Origin of the sequence: Streptomyces sp. NBC_01197 (genome assembly GCF_036010505.1) — a bacterium.
GTDB lineage: Bacteria > Actinomycetota > Actinomycetes > Streptomycetales > Streptomycetaceae > Streptomyces.
Map to the genome: position 1 here is coordinate 2431610 of NZ_CP108569.1, position 11358 is coordinate 2442967.

The following is an 11358-nucleotide window of genomic DNA, read 5'->3' on the forward strand; positions in this document are numbered from 1 at the left end:
CCGCTGGTCAGGGCAGCATCATCGTCCCCCACGGGGGACCGGCCGGAGGAGGTGGGACTGCGATGGATCGAGATCCGAGTCGACCGTGCAGCACAAGCCGCTCTTCCGCGCATTGTTTGTGTTCTCTGTGACCTGAGACCCTGCATACCCGGCCGCAACACCGGGAAACCTTCTGAGTCTCATGGCATTTCGCACGCCGGAAGAGCACCTCGCTTCTGTCTGATCCGTGTCTGTAGCGAACGCCGTCACCGCGACGCCGCGGTTCCGCCCGCTTTGCGGACGTATGAGACCAACACCTCGATACGCCCCCATTCCGGGCAGTGCCACGCCCGCCGACGGCCTCTCCGTGAAGGAGTCCCGCCATGTCGATGATCCGTGACCTGCGCGCAGCGGTCCGTCCCTCCCTGCGCAAGGGCAGCTCCACGCACAGCAATTACGACCCGACCCGAGACCCATCGGCCAGCAGCGCGGTGGTGGACTGCGCGGTCTACCGGGACGGCGTACGTGAAGCGGGCAAGAAGTGCCTGACGCCGCGTGAGGCCCTGAAGCACGCCCACGAGTCGGGCGGTTTCACCTGGATCGGTCTCCATGAACCGACCGAGGAGGAGTTCTCCGGTATCGCGGCCGAGTTCGGGCTGCACCCGCTCGCCGTGGAGGACGCGGTGCACGCACACCAGCGGCCGAAGCTGGAGCGGTACGACGACACCCTCTTCACCGTCTTCAAGACCATCCACTACGTCGAGCACACCGAACTCACCTCCACCAGCGAGGTGGTCGAGACCGGCGAGGTGATGTGTTTCACCGGCCGGGACTTCGTCATCACCGTCCGGCACGGCGGCCAGGGCTCGCTGCGCGCGCTGCGCCACCGGCTCCAGGAGGACACCGAACTGCTCGCCAAGGGCCCATCGGCCGTGCTGCACGCCATCGCCGACCAGGTGGTCGACGGTTATCTGGCGGTCGCGTCCGCTGTGCAGGACGACATCGACGAGGTCGAGATCGATGTCTTCTCCGAGCCCGCGAAGGGGACTTCACGTGGCACCGACGCGGGGCGCATCTACCAGCTGAAGCGTGAGGTGCTGGAGTTCAAGCGGGCGGTCTCGCCGCTGCTGCGACCGATGCAGCAGCTCAGCGAGCGGCCGATGCGGCTCGTCGACCCGGACATCCAGAAGTACTTCCGCGATGTCGCCGACCACCTGGCGCGGGTCCAGGAGCAGGTCGTCGGCTTCGACGACCTGCTCAACTCGATCCTCCAGGCGAACCTGGCTCAGGCGACGGTCGCGCAGAACGAGGACATGCGCAAGATCACCGCGTGGGCCGCCATCATCGCCGTGCCGACGATGATCACGGGCGTCTACGGCATGAACTTCGAGCACATGCCCGAACTCCACTGGCGGTACGGCTACCCCATGGTGATGGTGGGGATCCTGGCCCTGTGTGTGGGCATCCACCGCACCCTGAAGCGGAACGGCTGGCTCTGAAGGGCCCGCACCGGGCCGCCCCGGGCCCGCTGGGCCGTGCCGGGCTAGCCGGCCCTCACAGCCGCGGTGCCGGCCCGGCCCTGGAAGGCGCGGCGGTAGCCCTGAGGGGGGAGTCCGACCTGCCTGATGAAGTGGCGCCGCAGGTTCGCCGCGCTGCCGAGACCGCTGCCGGCCGCCACCCGGTCGACCGACAGTGCGGTGGTCTCGAGCAGGTGCTGGGCATACCGGATGCGCTCCTGTTGGAGCCAGCGGAGCGGCGGCATCTCGACGGTCTCCTCGAAGCGGCGGGCCAGCGTGCGGCGGCTGAGGTTGGCCCGCTGTGCGAGGTCGTCGAGGGTGAGGGGCAGGTCGAGCCGTGCGCGTGCCCACTCCAGCAGGGGCGCCAGACGAGTGTCGTCGCGTGCCACGGCGGGCAATTCGACGTACTGAGCCTGACCGCCCTCACGGTGCGGCGGCGTAACAAGCCGCCGGGCCAGGGTGTTCACGACCGTTGCCCCGTGATCGATGCGTACGAGCTCCAGGCACAGGTCGATGCCCGCGGCGGTGCCGGCCGAGGTGAACACGCCACCGTCCTCCACGTACAGCACCTTCGGGTCGACATGGATCCCGGGGTGACGCCGGGCGAGTTCCTCCGCGTGCATCCAATGGGTCGTGGCGCGCCGGCCCTCCAGCAGCCCTGCCGCGGCCAGGACGAATGCGCCGGAGCAGATCGCTGCGATACGGGCTCCCGCAGCGTGGGCGGCTCGCACGGCTTCCACCAGTGGCGCGGGAGGCGAGTCGTGCACATTCGCGCAGCTGGGGATCACCACAGTGTCGGCCTGCGCCAGATCGGCCATGTCACCGGTTCCCTGAGCAACGAATCCGCAGGCAACAGGGGTGTCCGGATCGATCCCGCACAGGCGCAGCTCGTACCAGGGATCGGCGAGGTCCGGCCGGTCGATGCCGAAGACCTCGCACGGCACGGCGAGTTCGAAGATGGGTGCGCCCGGAGTGACGGCGACGGCCACCTGGTGTGCGGCAAAATCCGTGCGCATATCGGCAATCATGCCACTGGAAGGAGGGTCACCGTAAGCCTGATCCTGGTCACCGGCAGCGCTTCAAGCCGACTTCGAACCCCGCGGCCAGGGAGGCACAGAAGTGAGCTCCGCCAATCAGGCACCCAAAGTGGCACCGCAGCACGAATCGAGCAGCCGGTCGACGCGTCACCGCATCGGCTTCGGGCAGGCGGTAGCGCTGTACGTCGGCGCGGTACTCGGAGCCGGCGTCCTGGTCCTGCCCGGCCAGGCCGCCTCGATGGCGGGTCCGGCGTCGTTGCTCTCCTGGCTCTTCATGGGGCTCCTCGGCCTGCCGTTGGCCATGACGTTCGCCGCCCTGGCCACCAGGTACCCGGATGCTGGGGGGATCGCCACGTACGCCACCCGGGCCTTCGGCCCGACAGCCGGCGGCCTCGCCGGCTGGTTCTACTTCACCGCCGGCTCGATCGGCCAGACGATCGTGCCCCTGACCGGTGGTTACTACGTCGCCACAGCACTGCGCATCCACCAGTCCTACGCATTCCTGATCGCCGCGGTCATTCTGGCGCTGGCGGTCGGCGCCAACCTGGTGGGTCTGCGGCTCAGCGGCCGCGTCCAGCTCGGCCTGGCCGGCGGGGTGGCGCTCCTGCTCCTGGCCGCCACACTGGCGGCGGTTCCGCACGTCAGGGCGGACGCCTTCACGTCGTTCGCGCCGCACGGCCTGTCCGGAGTGGCGCAGGCCGCAGTCATTCTGTTCTTCGCTTTCGCAGGCTGGGAAGCGGTCGCCCATCTCGCCGGAGAGTTCCGCGACGTCCGGCGAGACCTGACCCGAGCCACGCTGACCACAGTCGTCGTAGTGATCGTGCTCTACCTGGGCGTCTCTTTCGCCGTCGTCGGCACCGGTACCTACGGCAACAGCAAACTGGACCGCATCGCGGTCGGCCAAGTGCTGGGTACGGGGCTGGGATTCAGCGCGACCGTCGCAGCAGCAGTTCTCGCGACGGTGATCAGTCTGGGTACCACCAACGCTTTCATCGCCTCCGTTTCCCGGCTGGGATACGCACTCGGCCGTGACGGCTGGCTTCCCCGCCCTCTGAGCCGGCTCAACACCCGCGAGGTGCCTGCGAACGGGGTGTTCCTGGTGGGCGGGATCGGCGCGGCCGGCCTGCTCGTCAGCTACCTCGGCAACTGGGGGACCGAGGACATCGTAGGAATCCCGTCCTCGCTCGTGCTGGTCACCTACCTGATCGGAACCGCGGCGGGCGCGCGGCTTCTCACCGGACGCGCCCGCAGCCATGCGGTGATCGCACTCGTGCTCACCCTCCTTGTCGCGCCTTTCGCCGCGGCCTACGCCATCGTTCCGGTGATCGTCGCTGCGGTAGCTCTGGTTTACCGGTGGGCCAGGGACAGGATCAGCAACGTACGGAAACCGGTCTGACGAGGACTCCTTATCCTGGGCCCATGACACAGACCTTCCTTGAGCGGGCCCTCGTCGAGGAGGCCACCAAGAAGTCCGGCCTCATCTGGGTGCGAGGGACCGGGCCGGAGCGGGCGCTCTGGCACGTCTGGCACGACGGCGCCGCACTGCTCGTCGGGGACGGCCCCGGGGAGCAGCCGCTGCCGGGGCTGGCCGACGGCGCGGCGGCCGAGGTCACGGTGCGCAGCAAGGACAAGGGCGGCCGGCTGGTCGCCTGGAGCGCGGTGACGGCGGAGCTCGCGCCCCGCTCCGACGCGTGGGAGGCGGCCGTCGCCGAGCTCAAGGGCAAGCGGCTGAACGCCCCGGACGGCGAGGCGATGGTGGAGCGCTGGGCCCGGGAGTGCCGCGTGGTGCGGCTCGTACCGCGCGAGGCGACCACGGAGCTGCCGGACGGATCGCTCGCCGCCGTCCCGCTCCCGACACCGGCGACGACCCGTCAGGAGATCCCGGCGGGCCTCCCGAAACTGCTACTCAAGCGCAAACGCCGCCGGTCATGAGCCGCCCCGCCGCTACGACTTGGGCAGGTCCTGACCGTAGTCCACGGTGGAGTCCTTGCCCGGTGCCGTCAGCGTGACGCTCCTGTTCCACTCCGTCAGCTGGACCGTGCCCGCGCCACCCGCCCGCTCGAACCGCAGCGGGTACGGGGTCCCCTTCAGCGACACATCGAGCGTGCCGCCCTGTCCGCCGCCCCCGGTGACCTGGACCGCCGGGACACCGCCCACCTTGGTCCGGTCTCCCTTGCCCAGCGAGCCGCGCAGCCCCAGCAGCCCGTCGAGCAGCGTGTGCATGTCGGTGAACCCGCGGAACTGCCCGTACGCGGGGTCCCGTTTCGGCACCTTGACGTACTTGTCGTCGAGCTTGCCCGCGGCGGCGGCGCCGCCCCTGCCGTCGGTCTGCTTCCAGAAGCCCGCGCCGGCCTTCACATAGAGCGCGTCACCGATCCGCAGCAGCGCGAACGTACTGCTCTTCGAGGTGACCGAGCCGGTGCCGCCGTCCGTGGTGAGCCGCATGTTCAGCTGGTACGAGCCGCCCTTGCCGATCAGTGTGCCGGCGACCCGTACCGCCTTGGCCGCGTCCGCCGCCGTGCGCGCCCTGGTCTCGATCTCCTTCGCGGAGAGCTTGCCGACGCCGTTGGTGCCCGCGTCCGGGGCATCGGCCGAGCAGGCCGCGAGCGACACCGCCAGGGCGGCGCAGAGCGCGCCTGCCAGTCCTGCCCTGCGGGCCCGGGCGGCCGGGGGGAATGCAGCCACGTGCACTGCCTCTCATACGTGTGTCCTCACCAGGAGACCGCAGCGTACCCGGGCCCCACCGGTTGAACGGGCAGAGAGCCATCCGGACCCTCTGCCGGGGCGGCCCGGAACGGGACGGGCTAACGTGAAGCCCGGACAAGGCGCCGCAACGGCACGAAACAGGCACCGTACGGAGCGTACGAAGAGGAGGCGCGGATGGCGGCGGGCGTCCCCCGGATCTTCGTCTCGCACCTTGCCGGAGTCTCCGTCTTCGACCCGAACGGCGACCAGGTGGGCCGGGTACGCGACCTCGTGGCGATGCTGCGCGTCGGCACCCGCCCGCCGCGGCTGCTCGGACTCGTCGTCGAGGTGGTCGGCCGCCGCCGGATCTTCCTGCCGATGACCCGGGTCACCGGTATCGAGTCGGGCCAGGTCATCACCACCGGAGTGGTCAATGTGCGGCGCTTCGAACAGCGCCCCACCGAACGGCTGGTCCTCGGTGAGCTGCTCGACCGGCGGGTGCGGCTGACCGGGACGGACGAGCAGGTGACCGTCCTTGACGTGTCCGTGCAGCAGCTTCCGGCCCGCCGCGACTGGGAGATCGACAAGGTCTTCGTACGGAAGGGGAAGGCCGGCGCGCTGCGGCGCAAGGGCGAGACCCTGACCGTCGAGTGGTCCGGCGTCACCGGCTTCTCGCTGGAGGAGGAGGGGCAGGGCGCGGAGAGCCTGGTCGCCACCTTCGAGGAGCTGCGCCCGGCCGACCTCGCCAATGTGATGCACCATCTCTCGCCCAAGCGCCGGGCGGAGGTGGCCGCCGCCCTGGACGACGACCGGCTCGCCGACGTACTGGAGGAGCTGCCCGAGGACGACCAGGTGGAGATCCTCGGCAAGCTGCAGGAGGAGCGCGCCGCTGACGTGCTGGAGGCGATGGACCCGGACGACGCCGCCGACCTGCTGAGCGAGCTGCCCGAGGAGGACAAGGAGCGGCTGCTGACGTTGATGCGGCCGGACGACGCCGCCGATGTACGGCGGCTGCTCTCCTACGAGGAGCGGACCGCGGGCGGTCTGATGACGACCGAACCGATCGTGCTGCGCCCGGACGCGACGATCGCCGACGCGCTGGCCCGCGTACGCAAGGAGGACCTCTCCCCCGCGCTGGCCGCGCAGGTGTACGTGTGCAGGCCGCCGGACGAGACGCCGACCGGGAAGTATCTGGGCGCGGTGCACTTCCAGCGGCTGCTGCGCGATCCGCCGTTCACCCTGGTCGGCGCGATCGTCGACAGCGACCTCCCGCCGCTGCCGCCGCAGGCCACGCTGCCGGTACTGACCAGCTATCTCGCCGCGTACAACCTGCTCGCGGCGCCCGTCGTGGACGTGAGCGGCTCGCTGCTCGGGGTGGTCACCGTCGACGACGTGCTCGACCATCTGCTGCCGAGCGACTGGCGCGAGACCGACTTCCACCAGGACTCCGGAGTGCCCGACGACCGGCAGACGGAAGACGACCGGCCCGCCGAGGACGACGGCCGCCCTGATCCGGACGGCCGCCCCGGTCCGGACGACCGCCCCGCGGAGGCCACCGATGACCGCTGAGCCGACGCCCAGGGGCCGCCTCGATCAGCCGCTCACACCGAAGCGGCGCTGGCTGCCGGAGTACGACGCGGAGTCCTTCGGGCGGACATCGGAGCGGGTCGCGCGGTTCCTGGGGACCGGGCGGTTCATCGTCTGGATGACGGTCGTCATCGTCATCTGGGTGGTGTGGAACACCTGGGCGCCGCACGCGCTGCGCTTCGACCCGTTCCCCTTCATCTTCCTGACCCTGGTGCTCTCGCTCCAGGCGTCGTACGCGGCCCCGCTGATCCTCCTCGCGCAGAACCGCCAGGACGACAGGGACCGGGTCAATCTGGAGCAGGACCGCAACCAGAACGAACGGTCCATCGCCGACACCGAGTACCTCACCCGGGAGATCGCCGCGCTCCGGATGGGCCTGGGCGAGGTCGCCACCCGTGACTGGATCCGGTCCGAACTCCAGGACCTGGTGAAGGACATGGCGGAGCGGCGTCAGATATTCCCGCGGGAAAGTGACGAAGCCGACCACTGACCGCTCTTTCCCGGGCCGGCGGTGGGCGCCGTACCATCGACGCATGGCTATGGAAGACGCGGTGCGTGAAGCACTGGCGACAGTGAACGACCCCGAGATCCACCGTCCGATCACCGAACTCGGCATGGTCAAATCGGTCGACATCGGAGCGGACGGGGCGGTCGCTGTCACGGTCTACCTCACCGTCTCCGGCTGCCCGATGCGCGAGACCATCACCACCAACGTCACCGACGCGGTCGCCCGTGTCGAGGGTGTGACAGCGGTCAGCGTCGAACTGGACGTGATGAGCGACGAGCAGCGCAAGGAGCTCGCCGCCTCGCTGCGCGGCGGCACCGCTGAGCGCGAGGTGCCCTTCGCCAAGCCCGGCTCGCTGACCAGGGTGTACGCGGTCGCGTCCGGGAAGGGCGGCGTCGGCAAGTCGTCGGTCACGGTCAATCTGGCCGCCGCGCTGGCCGCCGACGGTCTGAAGGTCGGCGTGGTCGACGCGGACATCTACGGGCACAGCGTGCCCCGGATGCTCGGTGCGGACGGCCGGCCCACCCAGGTCGAGAACATGATCATGCCGCCGTCGGCGCACGGTGTGAAGGTCATCTCGATCGGCATGTTCACCCCGGGCAACGCCCCGGTCGTGTGGCGCGGCCCGATGCTGCACCGCGCGCTCCAGCAGTTCCTGGCGGACGTCTACTGGGGCGACCTCGACGTGCTCCTGCTCGACCTGCCGCCGGGCACCGGCGACATCGCGATCTCGGTGGCGCAGCTCGTGCCGAACGCCGAGATCCTGGTGGTCACCACCCCCCAGCAGGCCGCGGCCGAGGTGGCCGAGCGGGCCGGCTCCATCGCCGTGCAGACTCACCAGAAGATCGTCGGTGTCGTCGAGAACATGTCGGGCCTGCCCTGCCCGCACTGCGACGAGATGGTCGACGTCTTCGGCACGGGCGGCGGGCAGCGGGTGGCCGAGGGTCTGACGAAGACGACCGGGGCGACCGTGCCGGTGCTCGGCTCGATCCCGATCGACGTACGGCTGCGCGAGGGAGGCGACGAGGGCAAGCCCGTGGTGCTGACCGACCCGGACTCCCCGGCGGGCGCCGCGCTGCGCGCGATCGCGGGCAAGCTGAGCAGCCGCCAGCGGGGCCTCGCGGGTATGTCGCTCGGGGTCACTCCGCGCAACAAGTTCTGACGCGACACACACGACGCGCCCGGGGGCGGTCCGCTTCGGCGGCCGCCCCCGGGTGTGTGCCGCTGTCGCGGTGTGCTGCTGTCGTGGTGCGCCGCTGTCGTGGTGGGCCGGCTGCCATGGCGCTTTCCGCGGCAAGGCCTGATCCCTGATGTGGCCGCTGTCGCGTCACACGTACGTAGTGATGTCCCTGACCACGGCGAAGCCCAGCCCGTACGCACTCATCCCGCGCCCGTACGCCCCCAGGTGCACCCCGGTCGCGGTGGCCCCGGCCAGTACCCAGCCGAACTCGGTCTCGCGGTAGGCGAACGGCGTCGGCGCCCCGTCCACCGGCAGCGTCAGCTCCGTCCACTCCGGGCCTGACAGGTCGTCCGCCAGCTCGAACGCGGCCTCGGTCTGCTGGTCGACCCAGTCGTCGCGCAGGGAGTGGTCCAGGTGCGCGGGCCAGGTGCAGGCCAGCAGGCCGGAGCCCGCGAGCCAGGCCGCAGAGGAGACCGTGGTGGCCTCCAGCACGCCCGTGCCGTCCCCGCTGCGCCGCACGGGGCTGGACGCGATGGTCACCACGGCGGCGAAGTGTTCCTTCTCCGGTTGTGCGTCCGGTCTCACGGCGGGCTCGTCACCGTGCCCCAGGGAGCCGTGCTGGACCGTGCCGTCCGCCGCGACGCCCACCTGCATGAGCCGCCGCGAGCCGGTGAACGCCTCGTCCAGTCCGTACCAGGAAAAGGGCGCCCTCAGATAGTCGTCGACCGCGTGGGTCCCTGTCCGGCTCGTCGTCTCCATGTGCCGGCCGCCTCCTCGATCCTCAGCGTCCGAAGCGGCCCACCCCCACGGGCGCCCTCACTGCCGGACAGATGGAGAATACTCAGGTGGCGTCGGCGTCGAACGGCGGACGCTCTTCGGTGTCGACCGTCACACTCTTCTTCTGCAGGTCAGGGCCGCTCTTCTTCAGCAGGTCCGGGCCTGTCGATGAGCCATTGGCGCTACTCGGGGCGATCTCGGCCGCGGTCTCCGTGTCACTCTCGTCACTGCTCGACCTGCCGTTCACCACGTCGGTGATCTCGGAGATCTCCTTCTTCAGGTCGAAGCTGCTGCGGATCTCCTTGAGCCCGAGCTCGTCACTGCCGTCCATGAGCTGCTTGCGCACGAACGTCCTGGGGTTCAGGTCCTCGAACTCGAAGTCCTTGAACTCGGGGCCGAGTTCGGTGCGGATGTCCTCCTTGGCGCTCTCGGAGAACTCGCGGATCTTCCGGATCGTACGAGTGACGTCCTGGATGACCTTCGGCAGCTTGTCCGGGCCGAAAACGATCACGGCGAGGACCACGAGCGTCACGATCTCGAGGGGGCCTACGTCATTGAACACTTTTGCTCCTGGTGTTCTCCGCGGCCCGCAGGTCGGGGTGTGGTCCGGGCCCCGACCACGGTACCCGGCGAAGATGTCCGGACGGTACCTTCCACCGGTCTTTCATCTGCCGTCGGCCGATCCAAGAGTCAAGGTCACAGGCCGGTCCCGGCTGTCCCGGCGGACGGTGAGGGCAAGCTTGTCGCCCGGCCGGTGTGCCCGGATCCTGACGATCAGGTCGGGTGCGCTGTGCACCGGTTCACCGTCCACACCTGTGACGATGTCCCCCGGCTTGATGCCGGCGGCCGCCCCCGCGCCCCCCGCCGCCACTGCCGGGCCGCCGTCGTTCGCCCGGTCCGCCACCCGGGCGCCGTCGCCCGCGTACTTCATGTCGAGTGTGACACCGATCACGGGGTGCGCGGCCTTGCCGTGGTTGATGAGCTCCTCGGCGACGCGCTTCGCCTGGTTGACGGGGATCGCGAACCCGAGCCCGATCGAGCCGCCCTGGCCGCTCTCGGAGTCCGAGCTGCCGTCGGCGGCGCGGATGGCGCTGTTGATGCCGACGACGCGGGCCCTGGCGTCCACCAGCGGGCCGCCCGAGTTGCCCGGGTTGATCGGGGCGTCGGTCTGGAGCGCGTCGACATAGCTGACGTCGCTGCCGTCGTTCTTCCCGCTGCCCGACGTGATCGGGCGGTCCTTGGCGCTGATGATGCCGGAGGTCACTGTGTTGGGGAGGTCGAAGGGGGCACCGATGGCGACGACCGGGTCGCCGACCTGCACGTTGTCGGAGTTGCCCAGCGGCAGCGGGGTGAGCCCGGACACCCCGGTGACCTTGACCACGGCCAGGTCGTAGCCGCTGTCCCGGCCGACGACCTGGGCCTTGGCGGTCTCGCCGCCGCTGAACGTGACGGTGATGTCGCCCGTGGAGCCCGCGGGTTCGACCACGTGATTGTTGGTGAGGATGCGCCCCTCGCGATCGAGGACGAAGCCGGTACCCGTATCCGCCTCGGCGCTGCCCCTCACATGCAGGGTGACCACGCCGGGCAGCGCGCTCTCCGCGATCCTCGCCACGGTGCCCGGCGCCCGGGCGGGGCTCTCCTTGCCGGCCTGGGGGAGCCGGACGTCCGAGAACGAGCCGTTCAGCACGGAGTACGCGCCAAGACCGCCGCCGATGACACCGGTGACCAGCGCGACCACCACCATGACCACGACCGCTCCGCGCCGGTGCCGCATCTCCCCGGCGGACGGCGGAGGCGGTGAAGGGGGCGCGCCCCACGGGTCGTAGCGCAGCCACTGCGAGGGCTGCTGTACGGGCAGCTGGGCGGGGTGCTGCACCGGCTGGTGTGGTGGTTGTGGGTGGTGTGGCTGTGGGTGGTGCGGTTGCTGTGGTGGTTGTGGGTGGTGTGGCTGTGGGTGGTGCGGTTGCTGTGGTGGGAGGGGCTGGTGATGCATCGGCGGTACGTGGTGCTGCGGAGGCTGCGCGGCACCCGGGTAGGTCGGTGGGACGGGAGTGCCGCCTGCCGGGGTGGGGACGGGCCGCTGGACGGGCG

11 protein-coding genes are annotated in these 11358 nt (G+C 70.2%); 6 read left to right on the plus strand and 5 right to left on the minus strand.

The genetic code is table 11. The features are described 5' to 3' along the window. Window positions 1-362: 362 nt before the first annotated feature. A complete protein-coding gene (locus tag OG452_RS10880) occupies window positions 363-1478 on the plus strand; it encodes a magnesium and cobalt transport protein CorA (protein ID WP_327295414.1) in 1116 nt (371 codons plus the stop codon). A 44-nt stretch (window positions 1479-1522) separates the two neighbouring features. On the opposite strand, the gene OG452_RS10885 is transcribed toward OG452_RS10880, so the two are convergent. Beyond that, complete coding sequence (locus OG452_RS10885; protein WP_327295415.1) at window positions 1523-2512, minus strand: helix-turn-helix domain-containing protein; 990 nt, start codon at window positions 2510-2512, stop codon at window positions 1523-1525. Window positions 2513-2615: 103 nt separating this feature from the next. On the opposite strand from OG452_RS10885, the gene OG452_RS10890 reads away from it, so the two are divergent. Beyond that, window positions 2616-3929 carry an APC family permease gene (locus OG452_RS10890; RefSeq protein ID WP_327295416.1) on the plus strand — a complete coding sequence of 438 codons (1314 nt, stop codon included), beginning with the start codon at window positions 2616-2618 and terminating at the stop codon, window positions 3927-3929. Between the two features lie 23 nt (window positions 3930-3952). Continuing rightward, on the plus strand, window positions 3953-4465 hold the full coding sequence (locus OG452_RS10895) for a hypothetical protein (protein WP_327295417.1): 513 nt from the start codon (window positions 3953-3955) through the stop codon (window positions 4463-4465). 12 nt (window positions 4466-4477) lie between these two features. Here the strand turns inward: OG452_RS10895 and OG452_RS10900 are convergent, their stop codons facing one another. Further along, a complete protein-coding gene (locus OG452_RS10900; RefSeq protein WP_327295418.1) occupies window positions 4478-5218 on the minus strand; it encodes a hypothetical protein in 741 nt (246 codons plus the stop codon). Window positions 5219-5413: 195 nt separating this feature from the next. On the opposite strand from OG452_RS10900, the gene OG452_RS10905 reads away from it, so the two are divergent. Genes OG452_RS10905 through OG452_RS10915 form a run of 3 tightly spaced genes read left to right on the plus strand, consistent with a single transcriptional unit; the run spans window position 5414 to window position 8472 of the window. Further along, on the plus strand, window positions 5414-6787 hold the full coding sequence (locus OG452_RS10905) for a magnesium transporter MgtE N-terminal domain-containing protein (RefSeq protein ID WP_327295419.1): 1374 nt from the start codon (window positions 5414-5416) through the stop codon (window positions 6785-6787). Then, a complete protein-coding gene (locus OG452_RS10910; RefSeq protein ID WP_327295420.1) occupies window positions 6777-7295 on the plus strand; it encodes a DUF1003 domain-containing protein in 519 nt (172 codons plus the stop codon). The genes OG452_RS10905 and OG452_RS10910 overlap by 11 nt, the downstream gene beginning before the upstream one ends. 43 nt (window positions 7296-7338) lie before the next feature. Continuing rightward, the gene (locus OG452_RS10915; protein WP_327295421.1) at window positions 7339-8472 is read left to right on the plus strand and encodes an Mrp/NBP35 family ATP-binding protein; all 1134 of its coding nucleotides are present in this window, start codon (window positions 7339-7341) and stop codon (window positions 8470-8472) included. Window positions 8473-8637: 165 nt separating this feature from the next. Here the strand turns inward: OG452_RS10915 and OG452_RS10920 are convergent, their stop codons facing one another. The 3 genes from OG452_RS10920 to OG452_RS10930 all read right to left on the minus strand — a co-directional run bounded on the left by OG452_RS10920 (window position 8638) and on the right by OG452_RS10930 (window position 11143). Next, window positions 8638-9249 carry a hypothetical protein gene (locus tag OG452_RS10920; RefSeq protein WP_327295422.1) on the minus strand — a complete coding sequence of 204 codons (612 nt, stop codon included), beginning with the start codon at window positions 9247-9249 and terminating at the stop codon, window positions 8638-8640. Window positions 9250-9331: 82 nt separating this feature from the next. Continuing rightward, complete coding sequence (locus tag OG452_RS10925; protein ID WP_327295423.1) at window positions 9332-9829, minus strand: sec-independent translocase; 498 nt, start codon at window positions 9827-9829, stop codon at window positions 9332-9334. A 102-nt stretch (window positions 9830-9931) separates the two neighbouring features. Continuing rightward, window positions 9932-11143, minus strand: a complete 1212-nt coding sequence (locus tag OG452_RS10930) for a S1C family serine protease (RefSeq protein ID WP_442809989.1) — start codon at window positions 11141-11143, stop codon at window positions 9932-9934. Between the last annotated feature and the right edge of the window lie 215 nt (window positions 11144-11358).